Below are 23,967 nucleotides of genomic sequence, written 5' to 3' on the forward strand. Positions count from 1 at the left end.
TCATAATATCCCCATATCCGAAGGGTAATATCATGAGCAAACGTCGTGGTTTAACGGTAGTCCTGGCGACTTTGGTTACATTTTTCCTGAGCGCTACGCCTGTACTGGCGAATCCTGGAAACGGCAATGGCGGCGGACATGGTAATAACGCGGCTAATCAGGGTAATAATGGTAACGGACATAAAGGAAACGCCAGGCAAAAAACGGAACGCTTTAAAAATGGTGGTAAACCGGATCACGTCGAATCGGATATTAGCTACGCTGTCGCCCGGCAACTGGCAGTGAATTTAGGGCTGACGGGTTATCAGTCTTTACCGCCGGGGATTGCGAAAAATCTGGCGAGAGGAAAGCCGCTGCCGCCAGGCATCGCTAAAAAAAGGGTACCAGCGTCTATGCTGGGACAATTACCTTATTATCCGGGCTATGAGTGGAAAATCATTGGGGATAACCTGGTGCTGATCGCGCTCAGTACTGCGGTGGTCACGGCGATTATTAATGGCGTGTTTGATTAATGGCGCAAGCGCTAATACCCGGCGCGGTAGGTCGGATAAGCGCGAGCGCCATCCGATAATAAACTGAACATGTAAGCGAGACTTGCGCGTTTTTATGACTCACAGAAGTCGCATTAGCTGGGTAGCTTATTGATTTGAGATTGATTTTTTGTATTAGGAAAGATTTCAATAAAGGGTTACCAGAACGAGTCTCTGCTTTGGGGAGTCTTTCAGAAAAATAATATGTTTTGGCGGAAGATCACAGGAGTCGAACCTGCCCGGAACCGCTGGCGGCCCCAACTGGATTTGAAGTCCAGCCGCCTCACCGGAGACGACGATCTTCCGCACCTCGATTGCTACATGGAGGCGCGCGCATTATAGCTACTTCCTGGCGTTTCCACATCCCCTCCCGCGCTTTTTTAACTTCCCTTTCATTCTGCCATGATCGGTTTCATATAAATCCCCATAAAATCCATTAGTTACATTTCATCACACTTTTTGGCGCTACCCTGATCACAGAAAACAAGAATCGTAATTTGATAACCAAATAACGGAATATTCGCGCTCGCAGGGAAGGTTTACAAGAACGGTAACCGGTATCAGTGAGCGTTGTGAGCGTTAAGGATGCGTAATGAAAAGTGAGATTCTCTCCGTTAAGGAGAAGGTTGGTTATGGCATGGGCGACGCCGCCAGCCACATCGTTTTCGATAATGTCATGTTATATATGATGTTCTTCTATACCGATATCTTCGGTATTCCCGCCGGTTTTGTCGGCACCATGTTTTTACTGGCGCGTGCGCTGGATGCCATCTCAGATCCTTGCATGGGGCTGCTGGCCGACCGTACCCGCTCTCGTTGGGGCAAGTTCCGACCCTGGGTGCTGTTTGGCGCGCTGCCGTTTGGCATCGTCTGCGTCCTCGCCTACAGCACTCCGGATCTTAGTCTGAATGGCAAAATGATTTATGCCGTCATCACCTATACGTTGCTAACTCTGCTGTATACCGTGGTCAACATCCCTTACTGCGCGTTGGGCGGCGTGATCACCAATGACCCAACGCAGCGTATCTCCCTGCAATCCTGGCGCTTTGTACTGGCGACGGCAGGCGGGATGCTCTCCACCGTACTGATGATGCCGCTGGTGAAACTGATTGGCGGGGAAAATAAGGCGCTGGGCTTCCAGGGAGGGATCGCGGTGCTCTCGGTGGTGGCGTTCCTGATGCTGGCGTTCTGCTTCTTTACCACCAAAGAGCGCGTTGAAGCGCCCGCCACCCATACCTCCATGCGGGAAGACCTGCGTGATATCTGGCACAACGACCAGTGGCGCATTGTCGGCCTGCTTACCATCCTGAATATTCTGGCGGTATGCGTGCGCGGCGGGGCGATGATGTATTACGTCACCTGGATATTGGGCAAACCGGGCGTATTTGTCGTCTTCCTCACCACCTATTGCGTCGGCAACCTGTTCGGCTCGGCGCTGGCGAAACCGCTGACCGACTGGAAATGCAAAGTGAGTGTCTTCTGGTGGACCAATGCCTTGCTCGCAGTAATCAGCGCGGCGATGTTCTTCGTGCCGATGCACGCCACAATCGCTATGTTCGTCTTTATCTTCGTGATTGGCGTGCTGCACCAGTTGGTCACGCCTATCCAGTGGGTAATGATGTCTGACACCGTCGACTACGGAGAATGGTGCAACGGCAAACGCCTGACGGGGATTAGCTTTGCCGGCACGCTGTTTGTGCTCAAGCTGGGCCTGGCGTTTGGCGGCGCGCTGATTGGCTGGATGCTGGCAGGCGGCGGCTACAATGCGGCGGCGAAAACGCAAAATAGCGCCACCATCAGCATTATCATCGCTCTGTTCACTCTCGTCCCGGCCATCTGTTATCTGCTGAGCGCCGCGATCGCTAAACGTTACTACACCCTGAAAAGCCCGTTCCTGAAAGCTATTCTGGAACAACTGGCGCAGGGCGCACACCGTAAAGAACAAGAAGTTACCCATAAAGAATTGCAGAACTAAAGGAACAGACCATGAAAATTAGCGACGGAAACTGGCTGATCCAGCCTGGCCTTAATTTGATTCACCCGGTTCAGGTGTTCGACGTTGAACAGCAGGGGAATGAAATGGTGGTCTATGCCGCGCCGCGTGATGTCCGTGAACGAACCTGGCAACTGGATACCCCGTTGTTTACCCTGCGCTTTTTCTCGCCGCAGGAAGGCGTGATAGGCGTACGGATGGAGCACTTCCAGGGCGCTTTGGATAACGGTCCGTATTATCCGCTCAACATCTTGCAGGATATAAAAGTGGAGATGCAGAACAACGCCGAATTTGCCGAACTCAAGAGCGGCAGCCTGAGCGTGCGCGTCATCAAAGGCGAGTTCTGGTCACTGGATTTTCTGCGCAACGGTGTGCGTATTACCGGCAGCCAGTTGAAAAATAATGGTTATGTGCAGGATTCTAACAGCGGGCGCAACTACATGTTTGAGCGTCTGGATCTCGGCGTGGGCGAAACCGTCTACGGGCTTGGCGAGCGTTTTACCGCACTGGTGCGCAACGGTCAGACGGTGGATACCTGGAACCGCGACGGCGGCACCAGCACCGAGCAATCGTACAAAAATATCCCATTTTATCTGACCAATCGCGGTTACGGCGTGCTGGTGAATCATCCGCAGTGCGTGTCGTTTGAAATTGGCTCCGAGAAAGTCTCCAAAGTACAGTTCAGCGTCGAGAGCGAGTATCTGGAATATTTCGTCATCGACGGTCCGACGCCAAAAGCGGTACTCAACCGCTATACCCAATTTACGGGTCGTCCGGCGCTGCCGCCCGCCTGGTCGTTTGGTCTGTGGCTGACCACGTCGTTTACCACCAATTACGACGAAGCGACGGTCAACCGCTTTATCGACGGCATGGCCGAGCGCAATCTGCCGCTGCATGTTTTCCACTTCGACTGTTTCTGGATGAAAGCTTTTCAGTGGTGCGATTTTGAATGGGACCCGGTGACGTTCCCCGATCCGCAAGGGATGATTCGCCGCCTGAAAGCGAAAGGGATGAAAGTTTGCGTGTGGATCAACCCGTATATTGGGCAAAAGTCTCCTGTTTTCAGGGAGCTAAAAGAGAAGGGATATTTGCTTAAACGTCCGGACGGCTCCTTGTGGCAGTGGGATAAGTGGCAACCGGGGCTGGCGATTTACGACTTCACCAACCCGGAAGCCTGCGAGTGGTATGCCAACAAGCTGAAAGGCTTGGTCGATATCGGCGTCGACTGTTTTAAAACCGACTTTGGCGAGCGTATTCCGACTGATGTCCAGTGGTTCGACGGCGCCGATCCGCAGAAAATGCATAACCATTATGCGTATATCTACAATGAACTGGTGTGGAACGTACTAAAAGATACCGTTGGCGAAGACAACGCAGTGCTGTTTGCCCGTTCCGCCTCGGTGGGCGCGCAACAGTTCCCGGTACACTGGGGCGGCGACTGCTATGCCAACTATGAATCGATGGCGGAAAGTCTTCGCGGCGGGCTGTCTATCGGCCTGTCAGGGTTTGGCTTCTGGAGCCACGATATCGGAGGGTTTGAGAATACCGCGCCAACGCATGTCTACAAGCGTTGGTGCGCGTTCGGGCTGCTTTCCAGCCATAGCCGTCTGCATGGTAGCAAATCTTATCGTGTGCCGTGGGCCTATGACGAGGAATCCTGCGACGTGGTGCGCTACTTCACCGAGCAGAAGTGCCGGATGATGCCGTATCTGTATCGGGAAGCGGCGCGCGCCAACGAAGCGGGTACGCCGATGATGCGCGCCATGATGCTGGAGTTCCCGGACGATCCGGCGTGCGATTATCTCGACCGTCAGTATATGCTGGGCGATGCCGTGATGGTTGCGCCGGTATTCTCTGAGGCGGGCGACGTCCAGTTTTATCTGCCACAGGGACGCTGGACGCACCTGTGGCGCAATGACGAAGTGCAGGGTAGCCGCTGGCATAAACAGCAGCATGATTTCCTGAGCCTGCCAGTGTACGTGCGTGACAATACACTGCTGGCGCTGGGCAACAATAGCCAGAAGCCCGATTACGCCTGGCATGAAGGAACTGAATTCCAGCTTTTCCATCTGGAAGACGGGCGCGAAGCGATCTGCGAAGTGCCTGCGGCTGATAGTTCGGTGATCTTTACGCTCAAGGTGGCGCGTGTGGGCAACACTTTTAATGTGAAAGGCAAGGGTGAGGCGCGCAACTGGACGCTATGCCTGCGTAATATTGCGCAGATTAGCGGCGTAGAGGGTGGTTCATACAGTAGCAGTGAATGGGGAATTGTTGTGAAAACGCAGAAAAATGAGGTTGTGATCCATCTTTAAGAGCGTGCCTCAAGGAGCATTTTAACGGATCGCAAAAAGCCCACCCCGGTATAAGGTGGGCTTTTTCATGTTTAGTTAATCGTTAAATCCATCGTTAAGCGATACTCAAATGCCCAAGCGGTATGCCAGTCTTTACCATAGAAGTGGATAAGACCGGTGTAATGCCCAGGCGGTATGCTTTTGTTATCGTTGATATTCCACGTAAATTGCGCCTTGTATCCCGCCGAACTGCTGCAACCAACGGCTGCGTTAAGCGGACGCGTCGAACAATCAGAGGTTCGGTTGCCTTTAAGATTGACTGTATATTGTTGGCCGGCGTCATCAATCAGCGTAACGGGCGTTGTTACTTTCGACGTGCCGGTAGGACTCCACTCCAGGTAGGTTGGGCCAGTTGTTGGCGAGGCGACGACAAAGCCCAGATCCGGGTAACCTTTAATCGCGCTGGACGTGTAAGTTGATGAACCGGATTTGACATACCATGTATCTTCAATGACGTTAATAAACTTGACGCCACTCTTCGACATCGACGAATTATTGATAGTCGCTGTGACCGTTACCATGCCAACGCCGTTACCGCTTAGCTTCACGGTTGCCTTCCCGGATGAGTTGGTCTTACTTGTCCCGGAAGAAAGCTTGTTCATTGTTGTCCGCCAACTGACGGTCGCATCCGGCACAATGTTGTGGTTGATATCTTCAACGTAAGCAGTATAGGTGGCGGCATCCCCACCGTTAGCCAGGACGTTGAACTTATCTACATTTAGTGACATCAGCATTGCTGTTTTGGCGTCGCCAATGAAGGTCACTTTGGCGGCAGAGAGCATCTGCCCGCCAGCAGAGAGTGTGGCTTTCACCACCGCATCGCGCGCTTTAAGAGTGCGGCCCGTGATGGTTGCCACGCCGTGCTCATTGGTGACGCTGCTGCTGGCTGCCAGCGTGAGGTCCGGGTCGTCACTGCTCCAGTTTACAGAGATACCGGGCAGAATATTGCCATTCGCATCTTTTACATCGACAGACCAGGTCACCAGCTCGGTGTTATCAGCGACAGCTTTGGTTTTATCCGGCTTAATATTCGATAGTTTTGCTGTGTCAGCATTACCGATGTAATTCACTGTAATGGTTTTTTCAGACTGGTTAATACCTGCGCCAATAAGCGTTGGAACGGCTTTGGTCGCTGAGTAGGTCACGGTGGCTACGCCATTGCTGTCGGTTACGCTGCTGTCCCCTGGCTGGAAGGTGCCGCTACTGTTATCGGTTCCCCAGTGAACGGTGGTATCCGCAACCGGGTGCCCATTCTCATCCGTAACCGTCGCTTCAAGCGTGATAGTGTCTTTTCCTGCTACCACATTTTCCGTTTTGCTGGCATTCAACGTATCGACTTTTTCTGTTGTTGTGTCCGCAGTAAAACGTATGGTTGCTGTCGACTTGCTAAGGCCATTAAAGGTTGCCGTCCCTTTACAGGAGACAACATCATCCGATGCAAGCGTGACGATGGATTGCCCTTCATTGTTCGTCGGTTGGTTATTTGCCGAGAGGTGATAGCTGGCCTCCGGGCTGATTGTCCACGCGACATCGCCCTGGTTAATGAAGTTGCCATATTGATCCTGGATGGTTGCGGTTAACGTCACGGTATCTGCACCGTTGGCAATCGCACCGTGTTTATCTGCCACTACAGTCACCGGTTGCGCGCTCTGAGTATCTGGCGCAATCGTAACCTGAACCGTCTTCTGACTATTATTTACGCTGCTGGCAGTAATGGTTGTCAGTTGCGCGTGCGTACCGCTAAAGGTAACAATTGCTTTACCTTCACTGTTGGTCGTGGACGTTGTTTCGCTGAAATTGCCAGTAGTATTATCGGATGACCAGTTCACGACGGCGCCAGCGATCGGATGGCCGGTCGCATCCTGCACTACTGCGGTTAGCGTTGCGCTGCCGTTCCCGGCGATCAGATTGCTCGTTTCATCGGACGTCAGCGAGGTGAGGGAAGCCGAGGCGCTATCGGCGGTGAATGAGACATTACCGGACGTTTCGTCCTTGCCGTTTACCGTTGCGGTAACCTGGTAACTCTCTACCTGGCTGGACGTGAGCGATACGGACGCTTTGCCGTCACTACCGGATGCGCTCGTTGTGGTAGAGAGTACGCCCGTCGTCGGGGTTACAGCCCAGGCCACATTAACGCCCTCAAGCACGTTGTTATTGGCGTCGATCACGGTTCCTGTAAAAGTGATGCTGTCGGTGCCGTTAGCAAGCGCTGTGCTCTTATTCGTCTTCAAGTCCAGGATTTGCGCAGTTGCCTTGTCACCGACAAAGGTTGTGGTCGGTGCGTTCCACGCCGGGCTGGCCCCAGCCTGTGCCGTGACATTGACGCTACCGGCCTTCAGGGTGGTGATGGTGACGGACGTATTACCGTTGCTGTCGGTAGTAGACGTTGCTGACGACAGATTTGCGGTAGCCGGCGTCGCATTCCATGTTACCTCCTGATCCTTGACCGGGTTACCGGAGGCATCCGTAACGATTGCGGTATAGGTAATATGATCATTACCGTTGGCAACGCCCTGGGATTTGTCCACCGTGATGTCGCTGACCTTCGCCGTGGCGGTATCCGCAATGAACAGAAGTGCCGGTGAATTTACCGCGTCACCAGCGGTTGCGCTGACGGAAACCACCACGTTGCCCTGAGTTGAGGAGGTTAATGTGATGCTACCGCTACCCTGTTGATCGGTGGTGGTCTGCGTTGCGCTAAGGGTGGCTTGCCCTTCTACAATTTGCCATTTCAGCGGGCTGTCAGGAACAGGATGATCGTTGGCATCCACGACCCGCGCCGTAAGAGTGATAAAATCGTTTTGGTTGGCGACGGCTTGGGTTTTATCGGCGTTAAGCGATTCTACTGCCGCCGTGGCGTTATCGACGGTAAATTGTAAATCCGGCGATGTCTGGGCTTGCTCTTTCATGGTGGCGACAACTGAAACATTTTCGACGGTTGTCGAGGTGACGCTGATACTGGCGTTACCTTTTGCATCGGTACTGGTGTCGCTGGCAGACAGGATGGCGGTGGCGCTTGTTGTTGTCCAGCTTATCTGCGCGCCGGGTATTGGGTTATGGTTAGCATCTTCTACCTTAACGCTTAGTGTGACGGCATCTGCGCCGTTGGCCTGCGCCGCCGTCTTATCTGCGGTAATGGCGCTCAGTGTCGCACTTTTCACATCCGGCATAAAGGTCAGGGTCTCTGATTCCACTGGCTCACTGTTTCCCGTAGAGGCGGTAACAATGCCTTGTCCGGCTTTTGCAGAGGTAAGAGTAATGGTCGCTACACCATTTTCGTTGGTATTGCTTTGTTTATCAGACAGATGTGTAGAGCTTGCGGCCGATCTGATTGCCCAGTCTACTGGCTGGTTCGCCAGCGGGTGCTGTTCTGCATCCATTACCGTTGCCTGAACAGTGATAGTGTCCTGACCATCCGCACGGGCAACTTTTTTATCGACTTCCACCCCGGTTACCGTCGCGCTGCTGGAATCGGCAGTAAACTGGAGCGTCTCGCTGTCGAGCTTTTGGCCATTATCAAGCTGCGCGCTGACGGTAGTGCTCATAATTTCGCTGCTGGTTAGTGAAACGGTAGCGTTCCCCTGAGCATCAGTATTGCTTGTTGATGCAGAGAGCACCGCTTTCGGGTTCACCGTTGCCCAGTGAACGGCTACGCCCTGAAGCGAATTATTTGCAGCATCGACGACATGCGCGGTAAGCGTAATAACATCCCGCGCGTTCGCCAGCGCCGCTGTTTTTGATGCGCTTAACGTGGCAAAGCGAGCTGTATCGCTTACTGGTGTAAGCGTAATGGTCGTACTGCTAAGTTTACTGGTCTGATTGTAATAAGGCTGTACCGTTACGACGCCGGCGAGGGTGCCGCTGGTAAATGTGCTGACGTAAACGCCGGGGCTCTGCTCTTTGAAAGCACTGATCTTTTCTTGAACGGTATCGGCGGCCAGCCCCTTTGAAGAATTGCTGCGCATCAGTTGTGCGCTAAGGTCGTTGGCAAGGCCGGTAATTTTTTCGCCGTTACCCGACGTTACCGTTACAGTGACCTGCGTGGTACTGACGCCGTCGGCTGGCAGCGTAGCGCTGGTAGTCGTAGTGGCGCTCGTTATCTGGTGAAGATCGAAACCGCTGACTTCTACAGTCATATGGCTGGCATTAGATTTATTGCCCTGATTGTCCCAGGCGGTAGCAGAGACGACATATAGATTTTTCTCACCGCTATTTTGCTGATAATGCGGCAACGTGACTGACCATGATCCATTGTTTTCGCTAATTTTGCCGCCGTTTTTCACCAGGTTGTCGTCTTCCCAGCTAATGTGATCAAGCGGATATTTGCTCTTCACGTTGACGCTGACAGGAAGGGTCTCGGATTCTGTGCCAGTCACTTTATTCTGCACTTTCAGTGAGATCAGATCCTGCTTACGATATTCCAGCACAATATTATTATTGCGATTGATTAAATCGAGGCGGCTACCGAGTAAGGTACGACGTGCTTTCACGGCGTCGCTGTCTAACTGTGATTTTAGCGATGACCCAAGCATCCAGTTTACGGCTAAATCAATTTGGGTGTCATTGTGGTTGCCTTTACCCATTTTCTGGTTAAGGCCGATGGAAACAAGCGGGAAAGGCGTGTAATTAACCCCGGCGGTTACGGCATAGGGATTACGCTGACGATCGTCTTCACTATCGTCAAATAACGCGACGTCATCGCCATAGTATTGTTCCCACACAAGTTGGGCGCCTAACTGTGGCCAGGCGGGCAAGTAACCTTCAGCGCGAATGTCATACCCGTTGGCGACGCGCTCCTGGTAATCTTCATATTCAGAGGAATCTTTCCATCCAGACAGGCGTTTGTAGCCATTGGCGCTGAGTTTAAAATAATTCCAGCCCAGTTCGCCCCCTATTCCTAACCGTTCATGAGCGTTATCAGATATCTGTCGATCATAAAATGTATTAATACCCCACATCCAACGGTCGGCGAAATAACGATAACCCATACCCACGTTGATAATATTACGGTCATCATCACGTCTTCCCCCCCATTGAGTGAAGAGCAGATTTTGTTTTTTATCGTCGTAGAGGGGAAGCAAAAGATCCAGGCTGGCGTTATCCAGCGACAGATCTTTATCCAGGCCTAAATTCACCTTCGCCGTACCAAACTGTTGCAGCCATTGCTGAATTTGGCCCGTGACATAGGCGGAACCGTTATTAATAGCTGAGTTGATTAGCGCATCAGTTTTATTATCCTGGCTTAACATTGATCCTGTACTGGAAAGTATCGCAGCAAGATTTTTCCCTGCTTCATCCTCCTCTTTTTTTGCCGTACTTTGGGCGGTTATCTCTGTCGTTGGTTTTTTTTGATTGGTGTCAGGATTTGTGGCTGCATGTGCCGGGAAAGAAAAAATAAACGAGTTTACAAATAAAAAAATTACTTGTATAACTAACTGGAAATACGCGGTGAGTCTTAAGTATATTCGCATAGCTGAAGCCCTTCCATGATTTCAGAATGGTTTTATATTCATATATATGGATGGGTATTATATTCGGGGTTTGCGAAATTGTTTATTTAGGAATTATTGTGTGTAAATTAATTTTATTTTAATTTATAGCTGTATCTAATTTTATATATAAGAGTAATGTATTAGTTGGCTGGAGGATTGACACAGAAGGTATCCCCTTGATCTTACAGCCAAAGGGATACATGGAAATTGATAGGCTAAATTTTATTAGTGGGATGAATTAGTTTCCACTATGCCACCCTGAAGAATTTGCACCACCTGTTGCTTATCCATATTTACTGCTTTTATATTTCCATTCACCGTTGGCTTTAGCGGAGTTTCTGCCTGTATATTACCTGTGGCCGTGAGCTGGATATTGCCATCGCCGCTAATCGGCAGCGCTGGCCATCCCCATTGCTGGAGAATATTCACCGGCACGCCGCGTCCGTTGAGGCTGACCTGCGTCTGGCGCTGTGGCAGTTGTGAAATACTGGCTGTGGCTTCCAGAATGCCCTTTTCCGTAAAAGCGCTCAGCTCGCTGATATTAATCAAGCTGGAATTTGCCGACAGGGACACGGAGGGGCGGCGTACGTCCACGCGGTTAAATGTGCCAGCCGCTGCGTTAAGCGTGACGATCCCGCTCCAAATCCCCCACTGGCGATCTTTCGCCAATTGCAGATTCGCGCCATAGCCGTCCAGCGCCGTGAGCTGCCAGGGGAAACCAGGATCAATATCAATGACCAAGTTACGGCTAAGGCTGAATTTAGTCAGCGTGACGTTATGTAGCCATTCTGGCAGGGGGGACATCCACTGCTGTTTCCAGTTGTCCGGCAACGTGTATTCCAGACCGACGATTGCGGTATCGTCGAGCACCAGCGCTTTGCCATCACGCAACCAGTTACCGGACGTTCTGACCATACCGCCTTCCCATCGGGTGGTGAACTGACGTAGCGCAACGCCCTGTGGTGAAAATTCGGCGTTCAGGATCGGATCGAGAAAGTGCAGCGAACCGTAAATAAACTCGCTGGCATTCATTGATAATTTACCTTCCTGACTTTGCCAGTCCTCTTTACGCAGGGTCAGATTGCGCAAACTCAAATCAAGGTCGGTGACTGCCCAGTCTGGCCCTTGTAGGCTGGCGTCCGTCACTTCAAGACGACCAATCTGCAATGATGGAATCGTGGTAAGCGGCGCTAAGAATTCGCTCAGGGATTTATCGCTTTGTAGCCGAATATCATTCAGCCGCAGATTTTCAACGACCCAACTACCGTCAGCGTTACGCCGGGCGACGCCGGTTAACGCTCCGCGCGCCATATCGGCGCCGACGGTGTTTAACATCACCTGATTATGGTCGATACTGCCTTCAATAAGCACATTAGTGGCGGGAACGTCGTTTAACGTCAGCGAACCTGCGCTTAGTTGAATCTCGGCTTTATTGCCTAATACCTGACCGGCTTCGGGTCGCCAGGGCATAATACCGCCGTTAACGCGCTGGGCGCTCAACCGCCAGTCGCTGCTGGGACTATTTAGCGCCATATTGCGAAGTTGCAGACGGTCAGCCTCAAACGGGAAAGGCGCGGTTTGCACTGAAATATTCAGCGTACCATCCTGTAACAGAATCGTGTCGACATGAAGCGGCGCGGTTAACTGGCGAATGCTCAGACCGATATCGACGGTTTTTGCAACCAGGGTGGCAGGCTGACTATCGCGGCCAAAGGTCACATTCTCCAGTAAAAGATGGGATGGGGCGGAAAAATGATGATCCATCACGTCGAATGTGAGGTGATAGTCGCTGTTCTCTGATACCCAGTTGCTGACGCGATCCGCGCCCCAGCGCGTTTGCAGCAGAAAATAAAAGCCGAAAATCACCACTAAACAGGCGATCAGCACGTAGAGAAGCAACCTACCAATCAATTTCATGGTCTTCCATCCCGTGAAATGCACATAGGGGATTTATGCACGATTTACGTGCAATCCTCAAGACAGGAATGGTGAAAGAGCATTACAGCGGCGACGAATCGGGTCGTCGCCGCATAGTGTTTACGGTTTTTCCGGCGGGAGAATCAGGTTCAGAACGATAGCCGTGATACCGCCAGCGGCAATCCCGGATGAGAGCAGGTTTTTCACCCATTCTGGCGCGAACTGCAGGATCTGCGGCTGTTGAGAAACGCCAAGACCCACGGCCAGCGATAGAGCAATAATCAGAATCGCGCGGCGGTTAAGCGGTTCACGGGAGACAATACGCACCCCGGAGGCGGCAATGGTGCCGAACATTACCAGCGTGGCGCCGCCGAGCACCGGTTCTGGGATATGCTGCACAAAACCGCTTACCGCCGGGAACAGGCCGAGCACAATCAGCATCAGCGCGACGACAAATCCCACATAGCGACTGGCGACGCCGGTCAACTGAATCACACCGTTGTTCTGACCGAAACAGGAGTTCGGGAACGTATTAAATACTGCCGAAACAAATGAGTTCAGGCCGTTAGCCAGCACGCCGCCCTTTAGCCGTTTCATGTACAGGGGGCCGGACACCGGCTGCTCGGAGACATCAGACGTGGCGGTGATGTCTCCGATAGTCTCCAGCGAGGTAATCATAAAGACCAGCATCAGCGGCAGTAGCAGGTTCCAGTCGATGCTCAGACCATAATACAGCGGGGTCGGCACTATGATGAGGTTCTGCGAGATCGGAGCGTTATTCTCAGGCAACATGCCCATAAACCAGGCCAAAAGATAGCCTGCCGCCATTGCGATAACCAAAGAAGCCACGCGCAGGTAGGGGTTACGTTGACGATTAAGCAAGATGATAATGGCCAGGACGACCCCAGCCAGCAACAGGTTTTTCGGCGCGCCAAAGGTGTTGTCGCTCATTGCGGCGTAGCCGCCGCCGATGGAGGTTAATCCCACCTGAATCAGCGACAGGCCAATAATCATCACGACTACGCCGGAGACTAACGGCGTGATAATCCGGCGCGCCAGATGTAGAATACGAGAAAGCACCATCTCGGTGCAGCTTGCCAGCATTAGCGTGCCGAACAGTGCTGCCATCATCGTCGGGACATCCGCGCCGCCGGTTTTCAGCGCGGTACCGCCCATAATCAGTGGAGCGACAAAGTTAAAACTGGTTCCCTGGATGGATAATAGCCCCGATCCTACCGGCCCCCACGCTTTGATTTGAATAATAGAGGCCACGCCGGAGGCGAACAGCGACATACTGATGATGTGCTGCGTATCCTGCGCCGGTAAACCCAACGCCTGGCAGATTAACAGCGCTGGCGTGATTACCGCGACAAACATCGCCAGCAGATGCTGACAAGCGGCAAAAAAGGTTTGAGGGAGCGGCGGGCGATCTTCAAGGCGGTAAATCAATTCATTGTTTTGCGTCTGCGCAACCGGTTGCGCATCTGCCGACTCGATGGCGTTAACGGACATCAGGCACATTCTCGTGATGGAAAAGCGGTGATTTTATCTGACCGAGTGTTAAAAGCAAACGATTGCGAGCGGATATTCTTAAGATTTAAAAAAGATAAATGCACCTTTTTATATAACTTTTTTCCTTTTTCTGCTTAAAATCCATGCCGACAACTCACAAAGAGCTAAAAAACTGACTCAGGAAATGATTTGTGCGCACATGTCAAAGCGCACTACAGGAGCTTTAAATGTTTGAACTCGATACCTTATCGACCCTTGTCGCAGCAACGCTGGTGCTGCTACTGGGTCGCAAGCTGGTCCAGTCTGTCTCCTTACTGAAGAAATATACGATTCCGGAACCGGTGGCAGGTGGGCTACTGGTCGCTATTGCTTTACTGGTGCTGAAAAAAAGCGTTGGTTGGGAGGTCAACTTTGATATGACCCTGCGCGATCCGCTGATGCTGGCGTTTTTCGCGACGATCGGCCTTAACGCCAACCTTGCCAGCCTGCGGAAGGGGGGACGCGTTGTTGGCGTCTTCCTGATTGTCGTGGTCGGATTGCTGCTGATGCAGAATGCCATTGGTATCGGCATGGCGAGTCTGCTGGGGTTGGACCCATTAATGGGGCTGATTGCCGGATCGATTACGCTGTCCGGTGGGCACGGTACCGGCGCGGCGTGGAGTAAGCTGTTTATTGAACGTTATGGCTTTGCTAATGCCACAGAGGTTGCGATGGCATGTGCAACCTTTGGCCTGGTACTGGGCGGATTGATTGGCGGCCCAGTAGCGCGTTATCTGGTAAAACACTCCACGACGCCGGATGGAATGCCTGATGATCAGGCCGTGCCTACGGCCTTTGAAAAGCCGGATGTAGGCCGCATGATCACCTCTCTGGTACTGATCGAAACCATCGCCCTGATTGCTATCTGCTTGACCGTTGGCAAAATCGTAGCGCAGCTACTGGCGGGAACGGTACTTGAACTGCCAGTCTTCGTTTGCGTGCTGTTTGTTGGGGTGATCCTCAGCAATGGTCTGGCGCTGGCGGGTTTTTATCGCGTATTTGAACGCGCTGTTTCGGTGCTGGGGAACGTGAGTCTGTCTCTGTTCTTGGCAATGGCGCTGATGAGCCTGAAGCTGTGGGAACTGGCGTCGCTGGCGCTACCGATGCTGGCGATTCTGGTAGTACAGACCATCTTCATGGCGTTGTACGCGATCTTCGTCACCTGGCGCATGATGGGGAAAAACTACGATGCGGCGGTGCTAGCGGCGGGACATTGCGGTTTTGGCCTGGGCGCAACGCCTACCGCCATTGCCAATATGCAGGCGATTACCGACCGTTTTGGCCCCTCGCATATGGCGTTTCTCGTCGTGCCGATGGTCGGCGCGTTTTTTATTGATATTGTCAATGCGCTGGTGATTAAGCTGTATCTGCTGTTACCGATTTTCGCGCAATAATGGTTTGTGCGGCGGCATCAAAACCGCCGCGCTCACTAGGCGTTAGAATAGCGTTCAGTTTCCGGCATCCAGCGCTCGATCAGCGCCGCTGCCTGTTGTGGATAACGTTCATGAATATGGCGGGCAATACGCTGAACTTCGGGAATAATGGCCTGATCGCGCAATAAATCCGCAACCTTAAATTCGGCATTCCCCGTCTGGCGGGTGCCCAGTAATTCCCCTGGGCCGCGTATTTCCAAATCTTTTTGCGCAATCACAAAACCGTCATTGCTGTCACGCAATACCTGTAAACGCTTCTGCGCGGTTTTCGACAGCGGTGATTTATAGAGCAGCACACAGTGCGAGGCGACCGCGCCACGGCCAACGCGTCCTCTGAGCTGGTGTAACTGCGCCAGTCCCAGCCGCTCCGGGTTTTCAATAATCATCAGGCTGGCGTTAGGAACATCGACCCCCACTTCAATGACTGTGGTGGCGACCAGCAGATGCATTTCACCCTGCTTAAAACGTTGCATAACGGCCTGCTTTTCGGCGGGCTTCATGCGTCCGTGTACCAGGCCAATATTCAACTCCGGTAGCGCCAGCTTGAGCTCTTCCCAGGTGGCCTCCGCCGCCTGCGCTTCCAGCAGGTCGGACTCTTCAATCAGCGTACATACCCAGTAGGCCTGACGGTCCTCGGTTGTACAGGCATTGCGCACACGGTTGATAATTTCAGGGCGGCGGGTATCCGGAATGGCGACGGTGGTGACGGGGGTACGGCCCGGTGGTAGTTCATCAATCACCGAGGTATCGAGATCGGCATAGGCGGTCATTGCCAGGGTACGAGGAATGGGCGTTGCGGTCATAATCAACTGATGCGGATGAAAGCCTTGCTGCTGGCCTTTTTCCCATAATGCCAGACGCTGATGAACGCCGAAGCGGTGCTGTTCGTCGATGATAACCAGCGCCAGGCCGTTAAATTGTACCTGTTCCTGGAAAATAGCATGCGTGCCCACCACCATTTGCACCTGCCCGCTGGCGATGGCTTCTTGCTGCGCCATGCGCGCTTTACCTTTTTGCTTACCGGCCAGCCAGCCGACTTCAATACCGAGCGGCGCGAACCAGTTACGGAAGTTATTCGCATGTTGTTCCGCCAGCAGCTCGGTCGGCGCCATTAACGCGACTTGTTTACCGTGGACAATGGCGCGCAAGGCGGCAAGCGCCGCAACTAACGTTTTACCGGAACCCACGTCACCCTGAACCAGACGCATCATTGGCACATCAAGCGCCATATCGCGTTCGATCTCTGCCACCACCCGCGCCTGCGCGCCGGTGGGGTTAAATGGCAACGACGCCAGCAGTTGATGCTTTAAGGTATCGTTTGTACTTAGCGGCTGAGCGTGATAGCGCTGCGCGCCTGCGCGAAGCGCCAGCATACTGAGATTGTGCGCCAGTAACTCTTCAAGAATAAGCCGTCGCTGCGCCGGATGTTGGCCGGTTTCTAAATCGGCGAGCTGGAGCGTTGGCGGTGGTCGATGCAACGTACGTAGCGCCTCGGGCAGGCTCATCATGCCCTGCGCCAGTTCTGGCGGCAGTAGTTCGGCAATAGCGCAAGTGTCGAGCAGTTCCAGCGCCTGATCGGTAAGCTTGCGTAGTGTCGCTTGCTTCACGCCCTCGGTGGTGGGATAAACCGGTGTGAGCGTCTCCTGTAACGCTGGCGTGCTGAGATCGCCCTGGAGGCGATATTCCGGATGGATCATCTCTGCGCCATACTTGCCGCGCTTCGCTTCCCCGTAGGCCAGCACGCGTCGTCCCGTCGCCAGGCTGTTTTTCATCGCTGCGTTAAAATTGAAAAAGCGCATGGTAAGAATGCCGGAACCGTCGCTAATCTGGCAGGTCATCATCCGGCGTCCGCCAAAGGTGATATTACAGTTCAGTACTTCACCTTCAACGGTAGCGTAGATGCCAGGCAGGAGCTCGCCAATCGGGTAGAGATGGGTGCGGTCTTCGTAACGCAGGGGAAGGTGTAATAGCAAATCCTGGACGGTATGCAGGCCGATTTTTGCCAGTTTACTGCTTTGCGCCGCGCCGACGCCTGTCAGGGAATTGAGCGGAACAGCGTCTAACAAGCGGCCTGACATGGTGACTACCCTGCCGCCTGCATCGTCGCCCACCAGTCAGCATCGGCGTCGATTTCGCCCTGCTGATTGATGCGGGGATAAGGCAGACCTTTACGTTTAGCGACTTTCGCCAGCACCGGATAGCCGCCTTCAAACAGCAGGCGCTGCTGTTCATCTTCCGGCAACATGCTGTTTTCGCGCAGATACATGCCCGCGTTTTGCCGCTGGCGCTGGGCTTCATAAAGAATGAGCGCGGAGGCGACGGAAACGTTCAGCGACTGTACCATGCCGATCATAGGAATGATGATATCCCGATCCGCCAGGTCTAATGCTTCCTGAGTAATACCGGTTTTCTCCTGACCCATCAGAATACAGGTCGGGCGCGTGTAATCAATTTCGCGAAAGTCCACGGCCTTGTCTGAAAGATGAGTTGCCAGAATCTGCATTCCCTGTCCTTTCAAATGCGCTACCGCATCGCCAATGGTACGGTGAGTTTTCACCTGTACCCAACTGTTGCTGCCCGCCGCCGCTGAAGCCATGGTGCGCATCCGGCTGCCTGGCCAGACAGCATGGACTTCATGGACGCCAACGGCATCTGCGGTACGAATGATTGCAGAAACGTTATGAGGTTTGTGGACTTGCTCCATGCAGATCGTCAGATCAGGCTGACGCCTGGCGAGCATTTCGCATATTCGCGCATAACGTTGTGCATTCATTTACACTTCATCCTTCAAATTGCCTCGGCGTTAGCTGCTAGTTACTCGGCACGTCCATGAGCCTCGCCCTGCGGGCCCCTGCTTTGCGGTGTTCAAATCTGTTCCTGACGGATTTGTCATTCATCCCAGTTACGTACTTCTGTCCGCTCCTGGGTACTCATTCGCTTGCCGCGTTATTCGGCTTATCGCCTCACCCCTTCGGGGCCAGCGCTAGCGCTTTGTGATGCAATGCGAATGATTTTGTGTAAAAAATTAGTTTCGGTTACGGGTGACTTTAATGACGTCTGGCATCACGCGGATTTTGCGCATGATATTCGCCAGATGTACGCGATCGCGCGCGGTAAGGCGAATAAAGGTACTATAGACGCGGCCATCTTTCTCTTCAGTATTCAGGCTTTGAATATTGGAGGTGGTAGTATTAATCGCCGCCGTCAGGTTAGCCAGCGCGCCCTGATGGTTAAACATTTCTACCTTGATTTCGGTAATGAATTCCTGTTCCGTCTCTTTGTCCCATTCAACCGCCATAAACTTTTCTGGCTCTTTCTGGTATCCACGAATATTACGGCAGGATTCATGATGGATCACCAGCCCTTTACCTGGGCTGACGTGAGCGATGATTGGGTCTCCAGGTATTGGACGGCAACACTTGGCAAAGGTGATCAGTACGCCATCAGCACCCTTAATCGGTAGATGACCATGGTTCGATTGCGCGACGGTTGGCACCACGGCTTCGCCTTGCTGCAGATTTTTCGCGACTACTACGCTCATCGCGTTGCCGAGACCGATTTCCGCCAGCAAATCGTCAAGCGTTGCCAGCTTCATACGATCCAGCTCGCGCTGAATATTTTCCTGCGGAATTTCCGCCAGCTTACGGCTGCCGCCTAAAGCATGGTTGAGCAGACGGCGCCCCAGGCTTACGGAGTCGTCACGCTTGAGATTTTTCAACAACTGACGAATTTTAGCGCGCGCTTTAGAGCTGACGACAAAGTTCAGCCATGCGGCATTTGGACGCGCGCCCGGCGCGGTAATAATTTCGACGGTCTGACCGCTGCTAAGCGGCTGCGACAGCGGATAAGGCTGACGGTCGACACGCGCGCCGACGCAGGCGTGACCGATGTCAGTATGGACTGCATAGGCAAAATCCACCGGCGTCGCGCCGGCGGGCAATTCGACAATGCGTCCTTCTGGGGTGAAAACGTAAATTTCATCCGGGAAAAGGTCGGATTTTACGCTTTCGATAAATTCAAACGAGCTACCGGCGCTCTGTTGTAGCTCCAGCAGGCTCTGCATCCAGCGCTGGGCGCGGATCTGCGCCGTGGTGCTGGTCTCGCCGTGCTCTTTATACGCCCAGTGCGCTGCGACCCCCATTTCCGCCATCTGGTCCATGTCTTCGGTACGGATCTGGACTTCAACAGGAACACCGTGCGGGCCGATCATCGAGGTATGCAAAGACTGGTAACCGTTCGCCTTTGGAATTGCGATATAGTCTTTAACGCGTCCCGGACGCGGCTTATAGAGGCTGTGCATCTGGCCGAGTACGCGATAGCAAGTGTCGGAGTCATGAACGATCACGCGAAATGCGTAGATATCCATGATCGAATGAAATCGCTGTTCTTTGAGCACCATCTTGCAGTAGATGGAGTATAAATGCTTTTCGCGACCGCTGACGCGACATGGAATCCCCGCTTCCTGCAAACGTCCTTCGATTTCAGAGAGGATTTTTTGGATCATCTCTTTACGGTTGCCGCGCGCAGCTTTTACCACTTCTTTGATTACGCGATAGCGATTGGGATACAGCGCTTCAAAACCCAGTTCTTCCAGCTCGGTTTTAATGTGATGAATACCTAAACGGTGCGCCAACGGGCTGTAGATTTCGAGGGTTTCACGGGCAATACGGCGACGTTTATCCGGGCGTAACGAGCCCAGAGTGCGCATGTTATGGGTACGGTCAGCAAGCTTAATGAGGATGACGCGGATATCCTGCACCATCGCCATAATCATTTTGCGAAAGTTTTCGGCTTGCGCCTCTTTCTTATCACGAAACTTGAGCTTATCAAGTTTCGACACCCCCTCTACCAGTTCTGCAACGCTTTTGCCGAAAAGTTGTTCCATATCCTGGTAGGTGGCGGGGGTATCTTCAATCACGTCATGTAGCAGAGCGGCCATCAGCGTTTCGTAGTCGAGTTTCATCTCGGCCAGAATACAGGCTACCGCTACCGGGTGTGTGATATAGGGTTCACCGCTTGAACGTGTCTGGCCCTCGTGAGCGTCACGTGCAACGAGATACGCCTGCCGAAGACGCTTAATCTGGTCTTCCGGCAGGTAGGTTTGAATCAGTTGATTCAGGCTTTCAAACAGATACAAGGGCGACCCGCTTTGTGATTAACGACGACCTTCAGCAATAGCGGTAACGGCTTGTAATTCAGCGGCTTCCTGCTCTTGCTGCTCCTGGCGTTCGCGGACGTCGAGGATCTGGTTGTTAATCAGACCTTCTTCGATTTCGCGTAGCGCGATAACGGTAGTTTTATCGTTTTCTTCCGGTACCAGCGGATCCTTTCCGCCTACCTGCATCTGACGAGCGCGACGCGCGGCGACCAGTACCAGGTCAAAACGGTTACCAATTTTCTCTACAGCGTCCTGAACAGTTACGCGTGCCATACTTAAAATGCTCCACAGGTGAAGAAATGACTGGGCATGATACTGAAAGTGGGTTCAGTCTGCCAACAATTTGCTGATTAAAGCGTCATGACGCTGCTTTTGGCGGCTCATACGCAGACGTTCAGCGCGAATGATGGTTTTCAAATCGCTTAACGCGGTATCAAAGTCGTCATTCACAATAAGATAATCATATTCGGCGTAATGGCTCATTTCTGCAACCGCTTGCGCCATTCGTTTGGCAATGACTTCTTCGCTATCTTGCCCGCGACCGCGTAAACGGCGATCCAGTTCGATCTTTGACGGCGGCAAAATAAAAATGCTGCGTGCTTGCGGCATTTTTTCGCGAATTTGCTGGGCGCCCTGCCAGTCGATATCCAGAAAAACATCGACGCCGGTTGCCAGCACTTGCTCAATGGTTTCGCGAGAAGTGCCGTAGTAATTGCCAAACACTTCCGCGTGCTCCAGAAACGCCTCCCTGCCAATCATGGTTTTAAACTCGTCATGATTGACAAAGAAATAGTGCTCGCCATGTACTTCACCCGGACGCGGCGCGCGCGTGGTATGTGAAACGGAAACCTGGGTGTCATACAACGGTTGGGTTTTTAATAAAGCCTGAATCAGGCTGGATTTACCCGCGCCACTGGGGGCAGAAACAATATAAAGCGTACCTTGAGCCATGAGTATCTTACGTATGTGATTATCGAAATAGAGCCTTGATACGGGCTTATTATACACATCGCCGTTATGCGACGTAGTCTTTGTCACACTTTTTGCGCCAGATTATTGCATTTTGCGTCCCTTTTTCCGCTTTTATCGCGTCGTTGCAGCAACCTGCCAAAAAATCTGGAAAGCGGCTCGGATGATGCATTTTTACCTCTCGGTTTTTATTCTCTGAAGCGCTATACCTGCCGGGCAATGTACAAGGGAGGTTGTGATGGGAGTATGGAAAAGCATGGTGTGGGGAGTTTTATTGTGGCATTCGCAGAGTGGGGCGATTTGCCCGGTCTGGCCGTCAGCAAGGACAATTGAAGAAATCGCCCGTTTGCAGCAACAGCTCGCTGACTGGAATGACATTTACTGGAAACAAGGTGTTAGCGCGGTTGACGATAGCGTGTACGATCAGCTCAGCGCAAAACTGGTTCAGTGGCAACGCTGTGTTGGTCAGGATGTTTCATCTACTCCGGTTTCACCGCCGCTAAACGGTACAACAACGCATCCTGTTGCGCATACGGGCGTGCGTAAACTCGCGGACCGGCAGGCGGTAGCGCAGTGGATGCGCGGGCGCAGCGAGTTTTGGGTACAACCAAAAGTGGATGGTGTAGCGGTAACGCTGGTTTATCAGAACGGTAAACTGACCAGGGCTATCAGCCGGGGCAATGGGCTACAAGGTGAGGACTGGACGCAAAAAATTCGCCAGATCTCCTCCATACCGCAGACAACACGAGGCGCGCTTGCCAACGCGGTGTTGCAGGGCGAAATTTTTCTACAGCTCGAGGGACATATCCAGCAACGAATGGGCGGGATGAATGCGCGCTCAAAAGTCGCAGGGATGTTAATGCGCCAGAAGAATACCTCGGCGCTGAATTCGTTGGGCATTTTTATTTGGGCGTGGCCGGACGGTCCGGCAAACATGACCGAAAGATTAAGCCAGCTCGCTAAGGCCGGATTCAGCCTGACGCAGAAATATTCACAGATGGTAAAAAATGCCAGCGAGGTCGAACGGGCGCGCCGGTCATGGCTGACGTCGGCGCTACCCTTTGTGACAGATGGCGTAGTAATACGCATGGCTAAAGAACCTTCATCACAGCACTGGCGGCCAGGACAGGGTGACTGGCTGGCGGCATGGAAATATCCGCCGGTCGCGCAGGTCGCGCAGGTGAGCGCTATTCAGTTCTCGGTGGGGAAAAGCGGCAAAATTAGCGTAATAGCATCGCTTGTTCCCGTTATGCTGGATGATAAGCGGGTTAAGCGGGTCAATATTGGTTCTGTCAAACGCTGGGAAGCGTGGGATATAGCGCCAGGCGATCAGATCCTGGTGAGTCTGGCAGGGCAAGGCATTCCCCGGCTTGATGAGGTCGTCTGGCGGAGTCGTGAGCGGAGTAAGCCTGTGCCGCCTGGTAATCATTTCAACTCGCTGACCTGCTTTTACGCTTCGGCAACGTGTCAGGAACAGTTTATCTCCAGGCTGGTATGGTTGGGTTCACGGGCGGCGTTGGGGCTGGATGGAGTGGGTGAAGCCAGTTGGCGGGCTTTGCATCAGACGCATCGCTTTGAGCATATCTTCTCCTGGCTTGCACTGACGCCAGCGGAAATAGCAAACACGCCAGGCTTTGCTAAAGGAAAAAGCGAGCTGATTTGGCGGCAATTTAACCTGGCGCGCCGACAGCCGTTTTCCCGTTGGGTCATGGCGATGGATATCCCTTTAACACAAGCCGCATTACAGGCCAGCGGCGACCGTTCATGGGAGCAGTTATTAATGCGAACAGATCAACACTGGCGTCAGTTGCCAGCGACAGGCGAGCGTCGCGCCGGGAGAGTTAGCGACTGGCGGGATAATCCCCGGATCAAAGCGCTGAGCAGATGGCTGGCTGCTCAGCATATTCCCGGATTCGGGACTTAGTGTCCTTCATGGCGGTAATAAAATACCGGCAGGCCAAGTTTAAGACGTAGCGCTAATAACCTTGCAGTAAAACCAAACAGTAGCGTAGACATAACGACGACATCCGGATTCATGACGTAGTGCTGTAGCGCAATGTAGAGCACCGCCGAGGCGAACGAGATGCCTGCATATAGCTCTTTTTGAAACACCAGCGGGATACGTTTACAGAACATATCGCGGAGTACGCCGCCAAAGACGCCGGTAGTGACGGCAGCCACCACGGCGATAATTGGTCCCTCGCCCATATCAAGGGCTATCTGAGCGCCAATAATGGAAAAAACCACCAGCCCCAGCGCGTCAAGTACCAGGAAAAGCTTGCGTAAATAGGGCATGACGGGAGCAACAATCGTGGTTAATACAGCGGCTGTCGCCACAATAATGACATATTCGGGATGCTTCACCCAACCTAGCGGATAGTGACCGAGCAGAATGTCGCGAACCGAACCCCCGCCAATCGCGGTAGCGGTAGCAATAATAATTACACCGAATGTATCCATGCGACGACGACCAGCAGCGAGTGCGCCCGTCATGGCTTCGGCAGTGATGCCAATTAAATAAAGAACGTGCAATAGCATGATTTCCCCCTGATTTACTGGGGGCGAAGATTAAC

Annotated in this window: 14 protein-coding genes and 1 tRNA gene; 5 read left to right on the forward strand and 10 right to left on the reverse strand. The window is 52.9% G+C overall.

All coding sequences use genetic code 11. The features are described from left to right. Positions 1–32 precede the first annotated feature (32 nt). Positions 33–512 (forward strand): anti-virulence regulatory inner membrane protein CigR, encoded by a 480-nt coding sequence (gene cigR, locus F4V61_RS12665; protein WP_000044637.1) that lies wholly within the window; start codon positions 33–35, stop codon positions 510–512. A 228-nt stretch (positions 513–740) separates the two neighbouring features. Here cigR and F4V61_RS12670 read toward each other — a convergent pair. Then, positions 741–835: transfer RNA gene (locus F4V61_RS12670), tRNA-Sec, on the reverse strand. Positions 836–1,122: 287 nt separating this feature from the next. Here F4V61_RS12670 and F4V61_RS12675 point away from each other — a divergent pair. Then, entirely contained in the window at positions 1,123–2,505 is a 1,383-nt protein-coding gene (locus tag F4V61_RS12675; RefSeq protein ID WP_000834265.1) for a glycoside-pentoside-hexuronide family transporter, read from the forward strand. Positions 2,506–2,516: 11 nt separating this feature from the next. After that, positions 2,517–4,835: an alpha-xylosidase gene (gene yicI, locus F4V61_RS12680; protein WP_080160944.1), complete on the forward strand. Its 2,319-nt coding sequence runs from the start codon at positions 2,517–2,519 to the stop codon at positions 4,833–4,835. 71 nt (positions 4,836–4,906) lie between these two features. Here the strand turns inward: yicI and F4V61_RS12685 are convergent, their stop codons facing one another. The 3 genes from F4V61_RS12685 to xanP form a co-directional block, all read right to left on the reverse strand. After that, on the reverse strand, positions 4,907–10,345 hold the full coding sequence (locus tag F4V61_RS12685; RefSeq protein ID WP_080160945.1) for an Ig-like domain-containing protein: 5,439 nt from the start codon (positions 10,343–10,345) through the stop codon (positions 4,907–4,909). Between the two features lie 246 nt (positions 10,346–10,591). Continuing rightward, positions 10,592–12,283 (reverse strand): AsmA family protein, encoded by a 1,692-nt coding sequence (locus F4V61_RS12690; protein WP_080160946.1) that lies wholly within the window; start codon positions 12,281–12,283, stop codon positions 10,592–10,594. Between the two features lie 120 nt (positions 12,284–12,403). Next, the gene (xanP, locus tag F4V61_RS12695; RefSeq protein WP_080160947.1) at positions 12,404–13,795 is read right to left on the reverse strand and encodes a xanthine/proton symporter XanP; all 1,392 of its coding nucleotides are present in this window, start codon (positions 13,793–13,795) and stop codon (positions 12,404–12,406) included. Between the two features lie 227 nt (positions 13,796–14,022). Between xanP and gltS the strand changes: the two genes are divergently transcribed. Continuing rightward, positions 14,023–15,228 carry a sodium/glutamate symporter gene (gene gltS / locus F4V61_RS12700; protein WP_000462243.1) on the forward strand — a complete coding sequence of 402 codons (1,206 nt, stop codon included), beginning with the start codon at positions 14,023–14,025 and terminating at the stop codon, positions 15,226–15,228. Positions 15,229–15,263: 35 nt separating this feature from the next. On the opposite strand, the gene recG is transcribed toward gltS, so the two are convergent. The 5 genes from recG to gmk all read right to left on the reverse strand — a co-directional run bounded on the left by recG (position 15,264) and on the right by gmk (position 21,376). Then, complete coding sequence (gene recG / locus F4V61_RS12705) at positions 15,264–17,345, reverse strand: ATP-dependent DNA helicase RecG (protein WP_080160949.1); 2,082 nt, start codon at positions 17,343–17,345, stop codon at positions 15,264–15,266. A 5-nt stretch (positions 17,346–17,350) separates the two neighbouring features. Beyond that, complete coding sequence (gene trmH, locus F4V61_RS12710; RefSeq protein WP_080160950.1) at positions 17,351–18,040, reverse strand: tRNA (guanosine(18)-2'-O)-methyltransferase TrmH; 690 nt, start codon at positions 18,038–18,040, stop codon at positions 17,351–17,353. A gap of 252 nt (positions 18,041–18,292) precedes the next feature. Further along, positions 18,293–20,404, reverse strand: coding sequence for a bifunctional GTP diphosphokinase/guanosine-3',5'-bis pyrophosphate 3'-pyrophosphohydrolase (gene spoT / locus F4V61_RS12715; RefSeq protein WP_000280481.1), 2,112 nt, complete (start codon positions 20,402–20,404; stop codon positions 18,293–18,295). 18 nt (positions 20,405–20,422) lie between these two features. Next, entirely contained in the window at positions 20,423–20,698 is a 276-nt protein-coding gene (gene rpoZ, locus F4V61_RS12720) for a DNA-directed RNA polymerase subunit omega (protein ID WP_000135058.1), read from the reverse strand. Between the two features lie 54 nt (positions 20,699–20,752). Next, positions 20,753–21,376 carry a guanylate kinase gene (gene gmk / locus F4V61_RS12725; RefSeq protein ID WP_000046966.1) on the reverse strand — a complete coding sequence of 208 codons (624 nt, stop codon included), beginning with the start codon at positions 21,374–21,376 and terminating at the stop codon, positions 20,753–20,755. 256 nt (positions 21,377–21,632) lie between these two features. Here gmk and ligB point away from each other — a divergent pair, with 256 nt between their 5' ends. Then, positions 21,633–23,318, forward strand: a complete 1,686-nt coding sequence (gene ligB / locus F4V61_RS12730; RefSeq protein WP_080160951.1) for an NAD-dependent DNA ligase LigB — start codon at positions 21,633–21,635, stop codon at positions 23,316–23,318. Here ligB and F4V61_RS12735 read toward each other — a convergent pair. Beyond that, on the reverse strand, positions 23,315–23,932 hold the full coding sequence (locus F4V61_RS12735; RefSeq protein WP_000924335.1) for a trimeric intracellular cation channel family protein: 618 nt from the start codon (positions 23,930–23,932) through the stop codon (positions 23,315–23,317). The genes ligB and F4V61_RS12735 overlap by 4 nt on opposite strands. Positions 23,933–23,967 lie beyond the last annotated feature (35 nt).

This window comes from Salmonella enterica subsp. arizonae (assembly GCF_008692845.1).
In the GTDB taxonomy this organism is placed as follows: Bacteria; Pseudomonadota; Gammaproteobacteria; order Enterobacterales; family Enterobacteriaceae; genus Salmonella; species Salmonella arizonae.

Excerpts from the sequence above, each read along its gene's own strand:
- ligB (WP_080160951.1), top strand. The coding sequence starts at position 21,633 with ATGGGAGTATGGAAAAGCATGGTGTGGGGAGTTTTATTGTGGCATTCG.
- yicI (WP_080160944.1), top strand. The coding sequence starts at position 2,517 with ATGAAAATTAGCGACGGAAACTGGCTGATCCAGCCTGGCCTTAATTTG.
- cigR (WP_000044637.1), top strand. The coding sequence starts at position 33 with ATGAGCAAACGTCGTGGTTTAACGGTAGTCCTGGCGACTTTGGTTACA.
- recG (WP_080160949.1), bottom strand. The coding sequence starts at position 17,345 with ATGTCAGGCCGCTTGTTAGACGCTGTTCCGCTCAATTCCCTGACAGGC.
- rpoZ (WP_000135058.1), bottom strand. The coding sequence starts at position 20,698 with ATGGCACGCGTAACTGTTCAGGACGCTGTAGAGAAAATTGGTAACCGT.
- trmH (WP_080160950.1), bottom strand. The coding sequence starts at position 18,040 with ATGAATGCACAACGTTATGCGCGAATATGCGAAATGCTCGCCAGGCGT.
- gmk (WP_000046966.1), bottom strand. The coding sequence starts at position 21,376 with ATGGCTCAAGGTACGCTTTATATTGTTTCTGCCCCCAGTGGCGCGGGT.
- xanP (WP_080160947.1), bottom strand. The coding sequence starts at position 13,795 with ATGTCCGTTAACGCCATCGAGTCGGCAGATGCGCAACCGGTTGCGCAG.
- F4V61_RS12685 (WP_080160945.1), bottom strand. The coding sequence starts at position 10,345 with ATGCGAATATACTTAAGACTCACCGCGTATTTCCAGTTAGTTATACAA.
- F4V61_RS12735 (WP_000924335.1), bottom strand. The coding sequence starts at position 23,932 with ATGCTATTGCACGTTCTTTATTTAATTGGCATCACTGCCGAAGCCATG.
- gltS (WP_000462243.1), top strand. The coding sequence starts at position 14,023 with ATGTTTGAACTCGATACCTTATCGACCCTTGTCGCAGCAACGCTGGTG.
- F4V61_RS12675 (WP_000834265.1), top strand. The coding sequence starts at position 1,123 with ATGAAAAGTGAGATTCTCTCCGTTAAGGAGAAGGTTGGTTATGGCATG.
- F4V61_RS12690 (WP_080160946.1), bottom strand. The coding sequence starts at position 12,283 with ATGAAATTGATTGGTAGGTTGCTTCTCTACGTGCTGATCGCCTGTTTA.